Annotated in this window: 12 protein-coding genes, 1 pseudogene and 1 riboswitch; of the genes and pseudogenes, 6 read left to right on the forward strand and 7 right to left on the reverse strand. The window is 41.9% G+C overall.

Annotated elements, in window-relative coordinates; translation table 11 throughout:
* Positions 1 to 168: 168 nt before the first annotated feature.
* A pseudogene (gene metE, locus IYQ23_RS05550) lies at positions 169 to 2,420 on the reverse strand (5-methyltetrahydropteroyltriglutamate--homocysteine S-methyltransferase).
* 265 nt (positions 2,421 to 2,685) lie between these two features.
* A riboswitch (TPP riboswitch) is annotated at positions 2,686 to 2,773 on the forward strand.
* Between the two features lie 82 nt (positions 2,774 to 2,855).
* Between metE and IYQ23_RS05555 the strand changes: the two are divergent.
* From IYQ23_RS05555 to IYQ23_RS05580, 6 genes are all read left to right on the forward strand, one after another.
* Positions 2,856 to 3,416, forward strand: coding sequence for an ECF transporter S component (locus IYQ23_RS05555; RefSeq protein WP_195674338.1), 561 nt, complete (start codon positions 2,856 to 2,858; stop codon positions 3,414 to 3,416).
* 1 nt (position 3,417) lies between these two features.
* Entirely contained in the window at positions 3,418 to 4,752 is a 1,335-nt protein-coding gene (locus IYQ23_RS05560) for an ATP-binding cassette domain-containing protein (RefSeq protein WP_195674339.1), read from the forward strand.
* Complete coding sequence (locus IYQ23_RS05565; RefSeq protein ID WP_195674340.1) at positions 4,749 to 5,402, forward strand: energy-coupling factor transporter transmembrane component T; 654 nt, start codon at positions 4,749 to 4,751, stop codon at positions 5,400 to 5,402. The genes IYQ23_RS05560 and IYQ23_RS05565 overlap by 4 nt, the downstream gene beginning before the upstream one ends.
* A gap of 208 nt (positions 5,403 to 5,610) precedes the next feature.
* Positions 5,611 to 6,237, forward strand: coding sequence for an alpha/beta fold hydrolase (locus IYQ23_RS05570; RefSeq protein ID WP_195674341.1), 627 nt, complete (start codon positions 5,611 to 5,613; stop codon positions 6,235 to 6,237).
* Between the two features lie 127 nt (positions 6,238 to 6,364).
* On the forward strand, positions 6,365 to 7,273 hold the full coding sequence (locus IYQ23_RS05575) for an ATP-binding cassette domain-containing protein (protein WP_195674342.1): 909 nt from the start codon (positions 6,365 to 6,367) through the stop codon (positions 7,271 to 7,273).
* 11 nt (positions 7,274 to 7,284) lie between these two features.
* Positions 7,285 to 8,043, forward strand: coding sequence for an ABC transporter permease (locus tag IYQ23_RS05580; RefSeq protein ID WP_195674343.1), 759 nt, complete (start codon positions 7,285 to 7,287; stop codon positions 8,041 to 8,043).
* Positions 8,044 to 8,093: 50 nt separating this feature from the next.
* On the opposite strand, the gene IYQ23_RS05585 is transcribed toward IYQ23_RS05580, so the two are convergent.
* From IYQ23_RS05585 to ldcB, 6 genes are all read right to left on the reverse strand, one after another.
* Complete coding sequence (locus IYQ23_RS05585; RefSeq protein WP_195674344.1) at positions 8,094 to 8,960, reverse strand: sensor histidine kinase; 867 nt, start codon at positions 8,958 to 8,960, stop codon at positions 8,094 to 8,096.
* A 2-nt stretch (positions 8,961 to 8,962) separates the two neighbouring features.
* The gene (locus tag IYQ23_RS05590; RefSeq protein WP_195674345.1) at positions 8,963 to 9,640 is read right to left on the reverse strand and encodes a response regulator transcription factor; all 678 of its coding nucleotides are present in this window, start codon (positions 9,638 to 9,640) and stop codon (positions 8,963 to 8,965) included.
* Positions 9,641 to 9,839: 199 nt separating this feature from the next.
* Positions 9,840 to 11,279 (reverse strand): 6-phospho-beta-glucosidase, encoded by a 1,440-nt coding sequence (locus IYQ23_RS05595; RefSeq protein WP_195674346.1) that lies wholly within the window; start codon positions 11,277 to 11,279, stop codon positions 9,840 to 9,842.
* A gap of 254 nt (positions 11,280 to 11,533) precedes the next feature.
* Positions 11,534 to 12,670 (reverse strand): L-lactate oxidase, encoded by a 1,137-nt coding sequence (gene lctO / locus IYQ23_RS05600; protein ID WP_003030539.1) that lies wholly within the window; start codon positions 12,668 to 12,670, stop codon positions 11,534 to 11,536.
* A gap of 257 nt (positions 12,671 to 12,927) precedes the next feature.
* On the reverse strand, positions 12,928 to 14,733 hold the full coding sequence (gene spxB / locus IYQ23_RS05605; protein ID WP_195674347.1) for a pyruvate oxidase: 1,806 nt from the start codon (positions 14,731 to 14,733) through the stop codon (positions 12,928 to 12,930).
* A gap of 256 nt (positions 14,734 to 14,989) precedes the next feature.
* Positions 14,990 to 16,642: LD-carboxypeptidase LdcB/DacB (gene ldcB, locus IYQ23_RS05610; RefSeq protein ID WP_195674348.1), on the reverse strand; the 1,653-nt coding region annotated here is incomplete at its 5' end.

Below are 16,642 nucleotides of genomic sequence, written 5' to 3' on the forward strand. Positions count from 1 at the left end.
GTGACAATCCCGCAAGTTATACTCTTCGAAAATCTCTTCAAACTTTGTCAACCTTCAACAATCTAGGAGATTGTTGAAGGTTGTGGATAGAAGTCGCAAAGCGACTGTCAAAGAAATTTGATTTTCATTGAGTATCAGAACCTTTGCAAGATTGTCAGTCTCTATTTTTTATTTCAAACCTTGGCGTGCTGCTTTGGCTGCCTCTACCAAGCGGACCAGACTAGCCTTGGTTTCAGTAATGCCACGCGTTTTCAGACCGCAGTCAGGATTGATCCAGAGCTTGCGGCTCGGCACCTTGGCCAGGATGGCCTCGATGGTGTGGTCGATTTCCCCTTCATTTGGTACACGAGGAGAGTGGATATCGTAAACTCCAGGTCCCACTTCTGTCTGGAAGTTCTTGGCCTTGAGCTCACCAGGATTTCCAGGTTGGAGCGGCTAGCCTCAAAGGAGATGACATCCGCATCCATGTTATCAATGGCTGGGATGATATCGGTAAACTCTGAGTAGCACATGTGGGTATGGATCTGCGTATCCGGTGCAACGGTAGAGTGGACCAGACGGAAGGCCGAAATGGCCCAATCCAGATAATCCTCATACCAGTCGCTGCGGCGGAGCGGCAGCTTTTCACGCAGGGCGGCTTCATCGATTTGGATAATCTTAACGCCGGTAGCTTCCAGGTCCAGAACTTCGTCCTTGACGGCCAGGGCAATCTGCAGGGTAGAGTCCTTGATGGGAATATCTTCCCGTGGGAAGGACCAGTTGAGGATGGTTACAGGTCCCGTCAGCATTCCCTTAACCGGCTTGTCAGTCCGACTTTGAGCATAGCTGGACCATTTAACAGTAATCGGGTTGAGGCGGGTTACATCTCCCCAGATAATCGGCGGTTTTACCCCACGCATACCGTAGGACTGCACCCAGCCGTTCTTGGAGAAGAGATAGCCGGACAGGTTTTGACCGAAGTATTCTACCATGTCATTACGCTCAAATTCCCCGTAAACCAGAACATCAAAACCAACTTCTTCCTGCCACTTGATCCATTCGTCGATCTGCTCAGCTAGGAACTTGTCATAGTCTTCCTGGGACAGTTCTCCCTTACGGAAGGCTAGGCGCTTGGTCCGAACTTCCTTGGTCTGAGGGAAGGAACCGATGGTTGTCGTCGGCAGAACCGACAGTTTGAAGGCTTCTTCCTGGATGGCCTCGCGTTCTGCGAAGGCCGGCAGGCGGGTGTAGTCGGCATCGGTCAGACCGGCCATGCGGGCCGCCAATTCAGCATTTCTACCGACACGCTCTGTCCCAAAGAGTTCCTTGTCGGCAGCCAGAGCTTCTGCTCCGCCGCCATTGCGGATGGCATCCAGATCCCGGATCTCATCCAGCTTTTCCACCGCAAAGGCAAAGTGCTTGAGGATGGCTTCTTCAAAGTCTTCATTGGCTGTGGTGAAAGGCACATGCAGCAGGGAGCAGGAGCTGGTCAGCACAAGCTTTTCAGCCGGAATCTGCTCCAGGACAGCCAGGCTCTTTTCATAATTATTGCGCCAGATATTCTTACCGTTGACAATCCCGGCATAGAGGGTCTTGTCGGCCGGGAAGCCGGACTTGACCAACTCCAGAGTTTTCTTGCCTTCAACGAAGTCCAGACCGATGGCATCAACCGGCAGTTCGATCAAATCGGAGTAGATATCCCGAACATCGCCGAAGTAGGTTTGGATTAGGACTTCCAGTCCTTTCTTGTCCGCCAGGATTTTCCTGTAGAGATCAAGGAAGAAGACCTTCTCTTCGGCAGACAGGTCCTTGACCAGAGCAGGCTCATCCAGCTGGATGCGGCCGGCACCAAGGTCGGCCAATTTGGCAAAGACTTCCTGATAGGTCTTGACCAGGGCATCCACAAACTGGGCAGGTTCTACCCCTTCTTCAAAGTCGGACAGCTGCAGGAGTGTGAAGGGACCTACCAGGACCGGACGGGTATCCAGACCTAGCTCCTTGGCTTCCGCAAATTCATCAAAGATCTTGCTGTCGGACAATTTAACCTGAGTATCCTTTTCAAACTTAGGCACAATGTAGTGGTAGTTGGTGTTGAACCATTTTTTCATCGGCAGGGCTCGAACATCCCCTTTTTCCCCTTGGTAACCGCGGGCCAGGGCAAAATAACGCTCCAGATCAGACAGGTCCAGGCCCTGAACAGAGGACGGCACTACGTTAAAGAGGAAGGCGACATCCAAAACATTATCATAGTGAGAAAAGTCGTTGGACGGTACTTCTGTAATCCCGTGCTCTTTGACGATATTCCAGTGCTTGGCGCGCAGGTCCTTGGCAGCAGTCAGGAGCTCTTGAGCTGAAATTTCATTCCTAAAGTATTTTTCAGCAGTGAATTTTAATTCGCGGAATTCTCCCAAACGCGGGAAGTCGATAATCGTAGTTGACATAGTCATCCTCCAAAATTTCTTGTTGACACTATCTTAACAGAAAATCTAAGCTCTGTATAATTGGAATTTCTAGGAATCTCATTATAGTTAAAAACTATAATGAGATTCCAAATATATATTAAACATTGATTTCATCGCGTGTCGTTTAACATTTTATGATTTGATATAGTTTAAGGCTATGGCGACCACATACATCAAAATTTTTGAAAATCCTTTGCTTGCTATTTTTGAAAAGAGATGTTAGAATAGCAACATAATAAAAAGCAAAGAACATTTGGGGTGCCGAGGCTGAGATTATACCCATGGAACCTGATACAGTTAATGCTGCCGCAGGGAAATGTATAAGAAAGACCAAACCGTTCTAATCATTTATGTGATTAGATTTTATTTTGTCGCGCTAAAACTCCTCATCTGCTCTGTTAGAAGGAGTTTTTTATGTTTCAAAAATGGAGTTTACGAGATGTTATCCTCTTAGCTCTTTTGGCTATTTTATTTGGAGGAATCTTTGTTGGTTCAGGCTTCCTTTACAATATTTTGACAGCTATTCTGGCACCTATCGGACTCGAGCCTTTTGCCAATGAAATTCTCTTTGGTCTGTGGTGTATGGCAGCTCCGATGGCGGCTATGTTACTGCGCAAACCGGGGAGCGCCACGATTGGTGAGCTTTTAGCAGCCCTCGCTGAAGTTCTGTACGGGAGCCAATTTGGGCTGAGTACTTTGATTTCTGGGCTCATTCAAGGATTTGGGAGTGAACTTGGTTTTGCAGCAACACGATACAAACGCTATGATTGGCTATCATTGATCTATAGTGCCATAGGAACGACCTGTTTGAGCTTTGCCTATGAATATTTTAAAATTGGTTATTATGCTTTCAAACCTGAGTTTGTTTTAGCATTGTTTGTTGTTCGTTTTCTTTCGGTATTCTTCTTCTGTGCTGTTCTGGTTAAAATCATTATGAATCTTTATGACAAGATTAACCAAGCCGCTGGTAAATAATATGGGATTAACATTAAAGCATATTTATCTTAGAGATGTCTTTGAAGACTTAACCTTTACCTTTGAAACCGGAAAAATGACACTCTTGATTGGTGATACCGGTGCTGGCAAATCAACTCTTTTTCGGATTTTAACAAATTTCAATGAATTAGACTTCGCTGGAGAGGTAAAGTTAGGTCATACATTGCTGTCTCATTTACCGATTCATGAACGAGTTACCTATCTTAGTATGATGTTTCAAAATCCAAGCCGTCAATTTACCATGACAACTCTTTATGAAGAATTGATTTTTACCTTGGAAAATCTCCAGACACCCGCTGACCAGATTGATGAAAAAATCCAGCATGCGATTGCACTTGGCAAAGTAGAGCACCTGCTTCATCGAGACTTTCTGACCCTATCTGGTGGAGAAAAGCAACAAGTCTCTCTGGCGGTTCTGTTGGCTATGGATTCACAGATTATCCTATTGGACGAGCCTTTTGCTTCTGTCGATCAAGAAGCACGCAAACGCTTGATTCATTTACTAGCAAACTTGACAGAAATGGGGAAAACGGTGATTCTGTGCGACCACGACCGCAGTCTCTATGCTGACTGCGTTGACCACCTTGTTGAATTAAAAAATGGGGAACTTTTTGAACGAGATGTAGCTCTTTTAAAAAAGGAACTCCCAAGCTATCAGCTGGCACGCGAAAATACCCAGCGAAATCCTCTCTTACAATTACAGCACGTTTCCTGTCAATTTGACTCAAAAATACTTTTTACGATTGAGGATTTTACTTTTCAGCAAGGTGTTACGACTCTCATCGGGTCTAACGGTGCCGGTAAATCAACTCTTTTTCGTGCTATTTTGCAATTGCAAAAATACAAAGGCAATATGAGTTATCAGGGACAAAAACTCAAGAAAAGCAAACAATTGTACCGCCATATTACTGCCGTTGTCCAAAATGCTGAAAAGCAATTCATTCGGACGACACCCGCAGAAGAATTAAACCTGTCCTCTCTTTCCAGCGAAAACCAAGCAAAGGTACAAGAAGCTTTGGATTTATTTGGCTTAGCAGACAAAATGGATTCCAGCCTTTTTCACTTGAGCGGCGGGCAAAAAAAAATCATTCAATTATTGGCTATCTTGACCTTGGAAACTCCTGTCATACTCATGGATGAGCCCTTTACTGGCTTAGATAAAAAAGCCTGTGATTTTTTTGCTAATTGGATTAAGGAAAAAGCTGCACAACAGAGCTTTATTATCATTTCTCATCGTTTGGAGCCCTTGGACGGCATTAGTGATCATTTGGTAGAGCTGACGTCTCACGGGCTGACAGAAAGGAGAGCGCTATGAAAAAAGAAGAAACAAATGTCCTAGCACTCTTGCTCCTTCTCATTGTATTGACGCTAGAAATTTCCTTTGTCCGATTAACATGGCTCAACTGCGCTATTGTCGCAGGAACACTTATCTACCTTACTTATATTAGGAAATGGTGGGGCATTTTCTGGGTGTTCCTTCTGCCATTGCTTCCGGCGTTAGCAAATTTTTGGGCTATTCAGCTTCACGGCGACAAAAGTCAAGCGATTGTTCTTTTTACACGTTCCTTTGCTTTAGCGGCTCTGGGAATGACCTTTTTATACGGCGTCAATCTCAATCAACTCTTGCGCTACTGGCATCAAAAAGGACTTCCGGGTCATTTTACCTACGGGCTGCTCGTTGTCTTAAACGCTATTCCAGTTATTCAAAAAGAAATCCAAGCTGTTCGCGAAGCTAGTCTCTTGCGGGGTAAAACCTTGCATTTCTGGTCACCAATCTTTTATATCAAAGCAATTTTTATCGCTTTTAACTGGCGTGATTCCTATGTAGAAGCTATGTACGCCCACGGATTTGATGAGACTATCAAGCGAAGCTATTACCGACATTTGGAAACACCAAAAAGCACCACCCTTGCTTGCTTCTTGATTTTCCTCCTTATCAATCTAACCCTTTTTATCCCAAAGTAGGAATTTGATACAAAAACACTGCGATCAATTTTATTTTTTAGAAGGTCTTTTTATCCACTTAAAGTCGGTCATCGTCTAATTCTATCGCAACACAAGCACCTTCTTTATGCTATAATGATATCAAGTAATCCAATTTATGATAGATTTTAATAGGTTTACTCTTACAATCGTTACCATCTCTTTTGTTGAAAATAAAAAGGAATCACTCATGAAAATCATTTTTTTACACGGTCTTGGACAGGATAAACACTCTTGGGATAAAGTCCGTGAACTTCTGCCACAATATGACACCGAGGCTTTAGACCTCTTTTACACAAATAACAACATCATTACAGTCTCTCAGCTAGAACAACACCTTTGTCAGGAACTTCAAGCCATCAACGAACCATTTGTTCTAGTTGGATTGTCCCTCGGTGGAACTCTTGCCTTAAAGGTGGGGCAACAATTTCCTCAGCTCCAAGCACTCGTTTTATCAGGAACTCAATATAAACTAAGCTCCAATCTACTCTATAAACTCCAGCTGCTTATTTTCTCTTGCCTACCAGACTCCCTATTTAAAAAAGAGGGGCTTCATAAAAAATCTTTTGTTGGCCTGTTAAAAGACTTGAAAAATTTAGATTTATCAAGTCAACTAAGTGCAATACAACTTCCCAGCCTCATCATCTGTGGCAGCAAAGATTGGCCTAACCTGCCTTCCTCTAAAAAATTAGCTGCAGCTTTACCACAAGCAGATTTTGTGACACTTTCAGGTGGAAATCATACACTTAACACAGACCATCCTCAAGAAATGGCCGCTATGATTGAAAAATTTATCCTACAAAATTGTGAAATCTGAGGTTTTCTCAGATTTTTTAAATTTTAGAAATATTTGAGAATTGCTTGAGACTTATTTGACAAGCATTTTGTATACTAAATAGTGAAAAGAGGGAGAACTCTACGATAGAAAAAATGGAGGTCATGTTATGGAAACTGTTGTAAATGTGAAACACATCAGCAAGAGATTTGGACAACAACTCGCTTTGAATGATGTCAGTCTCACCGTGAAGCAAGGAGAAATTTACGGGCTAATTGGGAAAAATGGAGCTGGTAAGACAACGCTTATCAAAGTGATTACCCAGCTGATTCAGCCCAATAGCGGTACGGTCGCTCTCTTTGGCTCTTCTAATAACTCCGAATGGACGCACGCTCTCAAGCGAGTTGGTTCTGTCATTGAAGCACCCGCTGCTTACAATCATTTGACGGCCTATGAAAACTTAAACTATTGCTGCAAGATACGGCATATCCCAAATGCGGACAAGGTTATCCGAGAAACTCTCTCTTACGTCGGACTAACCAATACTGGTAAGAAAAAATTTCGAGATTTTTCTCTTGGAATGAAACAGCGCTTGGGCATTGCCATTGCACTTCTATCCAAGCCTGATCTAATGATTTTGGATGAACCGATTAACGGGCTTGACCCCGTCGGGATTAAAGAATTTCGGCACTTGGTGCAGCGTCTCAATGAAGAATTGAATATGACTTTCATCATCTCCAGTCATATTTTAAGCGAACTATACTTGGTTGCTACAAAATTCGGCATCATCGAAAACGGTCAACTTATCAAAGAAATCACGAAAGCAGAGTTTGAAGAAGAAAATGAAGATTATATCGTTTTGAAAACAAGTGACCTCGCTAAAGCAAGCAAAATCCTCCACGATCAACTAGGCTACCGTCTCAAAGTCGTGAATGCGACAGATGAAATACACATCTTCACTCACTCGCACGAAATCAACAAGATTGTTCAAACGCTAGGGGCAGAGAAGGTTACCATTAACGAAATTTACTATGCTCGCCAAGATTTAGAAAAATACTTTACAGATTTGGTAGAATAGGGAGGTTTATCATGTTTCATACTATTCAAGCAGACTTTTATCGTCTTTTTCGCTCAAAAGGTTTTTGGATTACAGAAATCCTTTTTATCACCACACTCTTATTAGGTGTTCTCTATGGTGTTGTGGGAAGTATCGGAGTTCATACAGATACAAAAGCTTTTGAAAAACTGGGTGATAACGGAGGCTGGACTGGCTTTGAGGCTATCACTAAAACCTCTGATAATCTTAGTAATACCATTATTTTTACTATTATCCTTGTTGTTTTATTGATTGGAATTGATCTCACCCAGAAATTATATAAAAATTCTATTACTAGTGGTATTTCACGGACAGAATTCTATTTGTCTAAGTTTCTTGTTCTGGCAAGTCTCATCGTACTTCAATTGATTCTAACCTATTCCTCATTTATTCCAGCTACGCTCATCAATGGTATGGGAACCGCACCCAAACATTTTCTTTCTAATTTTCTCATTACGATAGGGGTTCAATTTATTTGTACCCTAGCTTGGGTTAGCCTTGTTTCTTTCGTCCTGTATGCTACCAACTCTATTATAGCTGCTATTTTCACTTATTTGATCGGTGTTTCCCTGCTAAGTCTGCCAACTGCCTTTTATCCAGATATTGACTGGTTGAAATACTTGAACATGCAATTCTATTTTGACATGGTTTCTAAACAGGATATGGTATTCAAAACCATAACCATCGCTCTTCTCATCACACTTCTTTTTACATTTAGTGGTATACAGGTATTTAAAAGAAAAGATTTATAACAAAAGAAAACAGCTAGTCAAATGATTAGCTGTTTTTTTGTATAAAATATTCACAAACGGATAAGCAATCCAAACCATTCTCCTTCAGCTTTCATGGTTAAATCACCGCCAAGAATATCTACCAGTTGTTGAGTGATATAAAGTCCTAAACCAGAGGATTCTTCCGTGCTAGAGAGATTTTCAGAATAAAAGCGATTGATTAATTTTTCCAAATGCTGAATTGGCTGACGGACTATATTTTTTACACTTAAAAGAATAGCCGCATCTTTTCGGATTAAAGATAGCTGGGCAGTTTCCTTTCCATGCTTGAGGACATTGCTCAACATATTTTGGACAATTCGCTCCAAAATTTCTGGATCTGTCTTTATTACTAACCCCTCCTGCAAATTTACTTGCAATTCAATTCCTTGCTTTTGAAAGGCATCATAAAAAGGAAGCATTTGCTTTGCAATCAGCTTGGAAATATCTATTTGTCGAAACCGTGGTCGAACTACACCTTCCATAAGACGGCGGTATTCCATGAGCGCTTCTAAACGATTGGAAACAACGGATAGATTGGTCGCAATTTTCAATAGCTGCTCGTTTCTTTCTTTTCCCTTTATAAGCTGTTGGGTATAGCCACTAGCAATGGTCAAGGGTGTGCGAATATCATGAGCAATATTGCTAATCGCCATATCCAAGGTTTTCTTTTCCTGACGAGCGATAAAACGTGTCTGCTCTACTTCTTGAAAGAGCTTTTCAACTTCATTTGCCAACTCAACAATCGTTTGACTGTGATTTTGAGGTGCCAAACGAATTTGACTACCAGTTTCTCGTTTCTCACGAATCTGCTGTGAAAAATTACGGACCGCAACATGATAACGCACGAGCAAGAACCCAAGCAGACCGATGAACATAATTAGTATAAATTCAAGCATTCTCAGTCCTCCTTAAGCCGTACACCCAGTCCCCAAATCGTTTCGATATATTCTTCCGAATTATCTACTTGTGCCAATTTCTTACGAAGATTGCTGAGATGAGTGTTGAGCGTGTTGTCTCCCGGCAAATATGCCTCTTCCCAAATCAACTCAAACAGTTCTTCCTTTGTGTAAATCTTCTTAGGGTGACAAAGCAAGGTTTGAAATATCTGATACTCCTTCTTCCCCAAACGAACCCGTTTCTCGCCATTGACCACTTCAAATGTATCTGGTGAAAGACGGATATTTTTTATCCCTTGAATTTCTGTTGCTTGCTCTTGTAAAAGGTGGTTACGAAGCTGCACGGTCACACGCGCAAAAACCTCGTCCAGATCGAACGGTTTGACAATATAGTCATTGGCACCATCCAGCAAATATTGACTGACCAGCGATTTCTCACCCAAAGCTGTCAGCATGACCACCGGAATCTGACTGCTTTTGCGAATTTCTGCCAAGACCTGATCGCCATTTTTCCCTGGCAGCATAATGTCCAGCAATACCAAATCAATTGCTTCCTGCGCAAAAACAAGAAGTCCTTCCGTTCCAGAATAAGCCGAGAAAACCCTGTGCTCAGTTTCAAACAAATCTTTTAAAATGTCATGAATATCGTTGTTATCTTCGATGATTAAAACATTGGCCATATTACGTCCATTCCAACAAAATCTCTTATCCATAGTGTAACAAGGAAAAAGACGGAAGTCAACGGAAAGCAAAAAAGAGAGTGGGATGACGAAATCAAGTTTCTACGAAGCTACTGATTTCTGCCCCACTCTCACCGAATTCTTGAAATAAGAGAGCCGATTAAAATGATTTTAAATTTTGTCTCACGCCCCAATTGCTCTATTTCACACTTGCCCCATTAGTCGCAATGACTTCCTTATACCAGTCAAAGGATTTTTTCTTGGAGCGTTTGAGTGTGCCGTTTCCATCGTTGTCACGGTCTACATAGATGAAACCATAGCGTTTTTTCATTTCGCCAGTTCCAGCAGAAACTAGGTCAATACAGCCCCAAGTGGTGTACCCTAGAAGTTCTACGCCGTCTTCATTAATTGCATCACGCATAGCCTTGATATGGGCAGCTAGGTAGTCAATGCGGTAGTCATCTTCGACATAGCCATTTTCATCCGGTGTATCAACTGCTCCCAGACCGTTTTCCACGATAAACATGGGTTTTTGATAACGATCCCAGATGACATTGAGGGTAATTCGCAAGCCCAGCGGATCAATCTGCCAACCCCACTCAGAAGCTTCTAGGTAAGGATTCTTAAGCGAGGCAAAGATATTTCCGGCAGTTTTTTCATTGACCTTTGGATCACCAGAAGCCACACGGCTAGAATAATAAGAGAAGGAAATAAAATCCACCGTATAGGTCTTGAGCAAGTCTAGGTCTTCTTTTATCATTTCAACCTCAATACCCAAACGCTCCCATTTCTTCTTGGCATAGTTTGGATATTCTCCTCTGGACTGGACATCGATGAAGAAATAGCTTTCCCGATCTTCCTGCAAAGCTGCCCAGTAATCTGCCGGATTGGCTGTATTTGGATAATACTGACCAGCTGCCAGCATGCAGCCAACCTTATTTTCAGGGTCAATCTCATGTGCCAACTTGGTCGCAATAGCTGACGCTACCAATTCATGATGAGCTGCTTGGTATTTGACCTGCTCTTCATTTTCCCCTTCTTCAAAGTAAAGTCCTGCTCCCATAAACGGTGCATGGAGAATCATATTGATTTCATTGAAAGTCAGCCAGTATTTGACTAGCCCCTTGTAGCGGGTAAAAAGAGTGCGGCAGAGGCGCTCGTAAAATTCCAGCATTTTGCGGCTGCGCCAGCCTCCGTATTCCTCAATCAAGTGCATAGGACAGTCAAAGTGGGTGATAGTCACCAAGGGCTCAATGCCATACTTGTGGCATTCCTTAAAGAGGTCTTCGTAAAATTTCAAGCCTGCTTCATTGGGCTCCAGCTCATCTCCTTTTGGAAAAATCCGAGACCAGGCGATAGAGAGTCGATAAGTCTTAAAGCCCATTTCGCCAAAAAGCGCAATATCTTCTTTAAAATGATGATACATATCAATGGACTCTTTTGCCGGATAGAAATAGCCTTCCTCAAAGTCAAACATCTTTTTCTTACCAGCAATAATCGGGAAACGATCCGCACCAATCGGCACCACATCGACATTGGCAAGACCTCTACCATCAACATCATAGGCCCCTTCACATTGGTTGGCAGCGGTCGCTCCGCCCCATAAAAATCCATCTGGAAAAGTCAATTTTTCTGTCATTTTTTCCTCCTTATAATATAAAACGTTTTCTCCACTTTATATTATAACAAACAAAGAAGAAGTTTTCTTATAAAATACTGTCAAATAGTGGTACTATTCTATTTTCCAAGTACATTAACGACTTTTGCTAACTTTTGTCATTTAGAACTGAACATTTTTATTAAAATCGGGTATCTGACTTCATTTCTCTATCGCTTAGCATAACAAAACTCCCTTTGAAACGCCAAAGAGAGTTGGATGATAATTTATCCATTTTAGTACAATTTCAAATCCCGTGGGTCTACTGGGAAAGTTGGATTATAAGGATTATGACGAAGTTTGAAGTGTTTTACTTCTTCAATCGTTTGGGTACCAGATAATTGCATCACTGTTTTTAATTCATCATTGATATGCTCAAAGACTTGGCGGACACCAACACTACCACCAAGAGCTAGACCATAAATCACAGGTCGCCCAATAGCCACTAAATCTGCCCCAGAAGCGAGCGCCTTAAAGACATGCTGACCACGACGGACACCTGAATCAAAGACAATTGGTACACGTTTATCAACTGTTTCAGCCACTTCTTGCAATGAATCGAAAGCTGCCGGGCCGCCGTCAATTTGCCGTCCACCGTGGTTGGTTACCCAAATACCAGAAGCACCGGCATCAAGCGAGCGCTCTACATCTTCACGGCATTGTGGACCTTTGACATAGACAGGGAGGTCTGAGTAAGATGCGATAAATTCCACATCACGAGGGGATAATTTTTGCTTAGCTGATTTGTAAACGAAGTCCATTGTCTTGCCTGCACCATCAGGAAGGTATTCTTCTACAATCGGCATGCCAACTGGAAAAACAAAGCCATTGCGTTTGTCCACTTCACGATTGCCCCCAACAGTCGCATCCGCTGTCAAAACAATTGCTTTATACCCTTCTGCTTTAACCCGATCCATGATATGACGGTTAATGCCATCATCTTTACTAAAGTAGAACTGGAACCAATGTGGTGTTCCTTGAAGAGCTTGCGAAATTTCTGGAAGATCGACCGTTGAATAAGAGCTTGTGGTGTAGAGAGAACCAAATTCATGCACACCTTTTGCTGAAGCCACTTCTCCTTGTACATTCGCCAGCTTATGAGCCGCTACCGGAGCTAGAATAATTGGAGACGATAGTTTATCTCCGTCAAATTCAATCTCTGTACTTGGATTTTCCACATTTCGAAGCGTATGAGGCACAATTAGCTTATGGTTAAAGGCACGAATATTTTCCCGCAGAGTAAAAGTATCTTCGGCTCCACTTGCGATATAGCCAAATGCAGCTTTGGGAATGACCTTCTGAGCCATGGGCTCTAAATCATAAGTGTTAATGAAATCAACTGGACCTTCAGCACTACTAGTTTGGTAAGACATAATGTTTCCTCCTGTCTAATGCAGATCTGCAGAGAAAGGCAGATTGAACTTTCGATAAGCAAGCGCTTTCATTTTTTCGAAACAAAAAATTCAATCAGTCTATCTAACAGATCAGAATAATAAGAATTTGTATAAAATTTATACCAATTTAATGAAGTGAAACAGCTTCTGCAATTTATAGTAGAGTTAGAGAGGGATGCCCTCCCGCTCTAACTACTATAAACAGTGGTAAAAATTAAGATAAGCTGTGGCTCACGTTATGGCTTGACACCATATTTTTTGAAATAAGCTGTAATAGGTCGCAGCTCTTGCCCATCATAAGCCGCAAAGAATTCTTCTGGACTCATTTGACCATGTGTTTCTTGATAACCAGTAGAAATTTTTTCTACAAAGTCACCATCAACAATATCCAATTCCAACTCTTCCACAGGGATACCACGTTTGTCTGTGATTTTAGCATCAATCAAAACAGGCTTTCCAGATTTTGAAACTTCAAGTGCGCGGTCAAATGCAGCTGGCAATTCCTCTAAAGTTTTAACTGTTATTCCCTCTACTCCCATTCCTTCTGCAACTTTCGCAAAATCTACTTCGTAGAGATCTACGCCTGAAAAGTTCATGACCAGATCTTCCTGTTCAGACTTGATAAAGTTGAGTGAATTGTTAGAAGTGATAATATTGATAATTGGCAACTGGTATTTGACTTGGGTCGTCAGATCCTGCATTACCATTGAAAATGCACCGTCTCCAGCAATATTGAAAACTTGGCGATTTGGGAAAGCAAATTGACCTGCGATAGAAGCTGGTACACCATAACCCATGGTGGCAAAAAGAGCGGAGATGGTCCATTTCTTCTCTGGTGTAAAGTTTAAGAAGCGGAAGCTATTGATAATATTGTCCCCAACATCAATACCATAGACAGCATTGGCATCTGAAATGCGGTTGATTTCGCGATAAACTTGTTCAAACTCTAGTGGTCCGTCTGCTTTTTGCATTAAACGTTCCAGATAAGCTTTCCAATCTTTCATGGCTGCCACACTTGCTTGATAAAATGGTTGCGGAGCGACCGCTTCACTACGTACCAAGGCTTTTTTCAGAAAACTTCCAGAATCTGATAAAATCCCTAAATCCAAGTAGTGATGACGACCAAAATTAGCAGCATCAATATCAATAGAAACAAACTTAAAATCATGAGAACGATAAACTAAGTTGGCAAATGGGAAGTTTGTCCCAAGAGCAATCACCAGATCAGCTGCCGCAAAAGCTTCATCACCAACCTTAGAGGCGGCACGATTCAATGTTCCTAAGTTGGCTTCAAAGTCATCTGGAATTTTGCCCTTAGCCAGACCCGCTACAGCAATCGGAATTTGCAATTTTTGAGACAGTTCTATCAATAACTGCGCATTGTTCCCGATACCAGAACCTACATGAAAAATAGGACGCTTAGCGGCTTTTACTAGTTCAAGAAATTGATCCACTTCGGCATCCGTTGCTTGGGGCAGCGGTAAGTTTTTTTCTGCTGTATGAGAAGCATAATCTACATCTGGAATTTCTACATAACCAAAATTATTTGGCATGATAACAACAGCTACACCATTATGTTTATAAGCCTCACGAATCGCTTTATCAACAACATAAGGGAGACTTTCTGGTGTCATAACCACTCGATTGTAAACCGCAACATCACTAAACATTGGTAATTCAGAAAACTCTTGGAAATAATCATAGTTCATGTTTGTGCTCGGCACTTGACCGACCAAAGCTAAAACCGGAGCATGATCTTCCCGCGCATCGTACAAGCCATTTAAAAGATTGACAGCACCAGGACCAGCAGACCCAAGAGTTACGCCTATTTTTCCAGTCAATTTAGCATGAGCTGCAGCTGCAAGAGCTCCAACTTGTTCGTGACGAACTTGAACAAAGTGAAGGTTTTCCTTTTCCAGATCCAGCGCATTCATAGTTGAATTGACAGAACCACCAGGGTAACCGTAAACATTTTCCACACCCCATGCTTCCAATACACGAAGCATAGCAACAGCAGCAGGCACTGTTTTCACATTAGACATAATAATCCTCCATCTCAGAGAATGGAATTGCAATTTCAAAATCTGTTTTTTAGTTACGGTAATATCATAATACTTTTTGAATTCGTTTACAAAAAATTTGCTCACAGATTTTCACAATCTCAGAAAATATCAAAAAGCTTATACACAACAGCATTTCCTTTTATGCTTTATCTAAGTTTGTGACATAATAAACAATGCTTTTCAAATATAAAAAAACACCTACGGATTCCCAACCGTAGATGTTGTAAAGTTTGAATTAAGCAACAGCAATATACCGTCTCTTTCCGCTAAAAGCAATGTAAGAAATCCATGTCGCACCATCTGCATTCAAAACCTTATCATAAGTGACCGATTGCCCGGCATCATAATAAGCCAATTCAGGAGCTGACATTCTAGCTTCTGCTTTGATAGAGAAGCGTTTTGTAAAACGATATACACCTTGAGCAGGGATAGAGGGTGTTTGGGGAGACGGAGTCGTTGGTTTTGACGGGGTTACTGATGAAGCGTAATCTCCACCTTCAAAGCCATAATATTCCTCTAAACTCAAACCAGAATGGTAAACTTCATCAGCTTCCTTACCGATGTAACGAATATGCCATGCTTCTGGCATGTATCCTGTCGAAGCTTCTTTCCCTGGTTGGTAACGGACTACAAAACCGTAGCAATGTGCATTGTTCTTCAACCAATTACTTGCAGCAGCGTCCTCTAAAAGATTGCCCGCTTTATCCGTTAAATCAAAGACAAGACCTGTTTGGTGCTCACTATAACCCGGACGTGCAGAGTAACGATCCGCAGCAGCTTGACCATCTTTGTTCACATAATTTTGATACAGAACTTTTTGATAATCATAACTTCTAAATCCGCTGTAAGCATAACCAACATTATAGCCTTGAGCAATCATATCATTTCTTAATCGAAGAAAGGCAGCTTTTGCAGTTGGATTTTCACCAGGATTGTAGTTAGCAGCCATCGGATGTTTTTTATTTGCCACTACAATCTCGTCATATTTTCCTTGGACAAAGTAGTAAGAGCCATTATATTGTACTTCTTTTACACTCGTTTGAGATCCTTCCACCTTAGTCGTAGTACCCGTTACACCCTGCAAACTACCGTCCGACTGAACATAGTACATGTGTATGTTATATTCACCACGATTATTTTTATGACGGCGGATATCCACACTCAACTTATAACTGCCATCATTTTGCTTAGCAGCATCGTACCAAATCACATCATCTTGACCGCCTTGGCTGGACCAAACAGGCAGTTTCACTGTCTTCACACCTTTGGTGGAGTTAACATCTGTCACCACCACATCAAAGCCTTGCGAAGTTTTATTCTCAATGTGAATCGTGCCAGTCACGCTGTATTTGGGTTCTTCCACCTTAGTCGTAGTACCCGTTACACCCTGCAAACTACCGTCCGACTGAACATAGTACATGTGAATGTTGTATTCACCACGATTATTTTTATGACGGCGGATATCTACACTCAACTTATAGGTGCCATCTGTTTGCTTAATCGCATCGTACCAGATCACATCATCTTGACCGCCTTGGCTAGACCAAATAGGTAACTTCACTGTCTTCACACCCTTGGTCGAGCTGACATTCGTCACCACCACATCAAAGCCTTGCGAAGTTTTATTCTCAATGTGAATCGTGCCAGTCACGCTGTATTTGGGTTCTTCCACCTTAGTCGTAGTACCCGTTACACCCTGCAAACTACCGTCCGACTGAACATAGTACATGTGAATGTTGTATTCACCACGATTATTTTTATGACGGCGGATATCTACACTCAACTTATAGGTGCCATCTGTTTGCTTAATCGCATCGTACCAGATCACATCATCTTGACCGCCTTGGCTAGACCAAATAGGTAACTTCACTGTCTTCACACCCTTGGT

The sequence above is a fragment of the Streptococcus sp. HF-100 genome (genome assembly GCF_015594635.1).
In the GTDB taxonomy this organism is placed as follows: Bacteria; Bacillota; Bacilli; order Lactobacillales; family Streptococcaceae; genus Streptococcus; species Streptococcus vaginalis.

What these genes read in the sequence shown, in the direction of transcription:
- IYQ23_RS05555 (WP_195674338.1), top strand. Translation starts at nt 2,856, where the DNA reads ATGTTTCAAAAATGGAGTTTACGAGATGTTATCCTCTTAGCTCTTTTG.
- IYQ23_RS05560 (WP_195674339.1), top strand. Translation starts at nt 3,418, where the DNA reads ATGGGATTAACATTAAAGCATATTTATCTTAGAGATGTCTTTGAAGAC.
- IYQ23_RS05565 (WP_195674340.1), top strand. Translation starts at nt 4,749, where the DNA reads ATGAAAAAAGAAGAAACAAATGTCCTAGCACTCTTGCTCCTTCTCATT.
- IYQ23_RS05570 (WP_195674341.1), top strand. Translation starts at nt 5,611, where the DNA reads ATGAAAATCATTTTTTTACACGGTCTTGGACAGGATAAACACTCTTGG.
- IYQ23_RS05575 (WP_195674342.1), top strand. Translation starts at nt 6,365, where the DNA reads ATGGAAACTGTTGTAAATGTGAAACACATCAGCAAGAGATTTGGACAA.
- IYQ23_RS05580 (WP_195674343.1), top strand. Translation starts at nt 7,285, where the DNA reads ATGTTTCATACTATTCAAGCAGACTTTTATCGTCTTTTTCGCTCAAAA.
- IYQ23_RS05585 (WP_195674344.1), bottom strand. Translation starts at nt 8,960, where the DNA reads ATGCTTGAATTTATACTAATTATGTTCATCGGTCTGCTTGGGTTCTTG.
- IYQ23_RS05590 (WP_195674345.1), bottom strand. Translation starts at nt 9,640, where the DNA reads ATGGCCAATGTTTTAATCATCGAAGATAACAACGATATTCATGACATT.
- IYQ23_RS05595 (WP_195674346.1), bottom strand. Translation starts at nt 11,279, where the DNA reads ATGACAGAAAAATTGACTTTTCCAGATGGATTTTTATGGGGCGGAGCG.
- lctO (WP_003030539.1), bottom strand. Translation starts at nt 12,670, where the DNA reads ATGTCTTACCAAACTAGTAGTGCTGAAGGTCCAGTTGATTTCATTAAC.
- spxB (WP_195674347.1), bottom strand. Translation starts at nt 14,733, where the DNA reads ATGTCTAATGTGAAAACAGTGCCTGCTGCTGTTGCTATGCTTCGTGTA.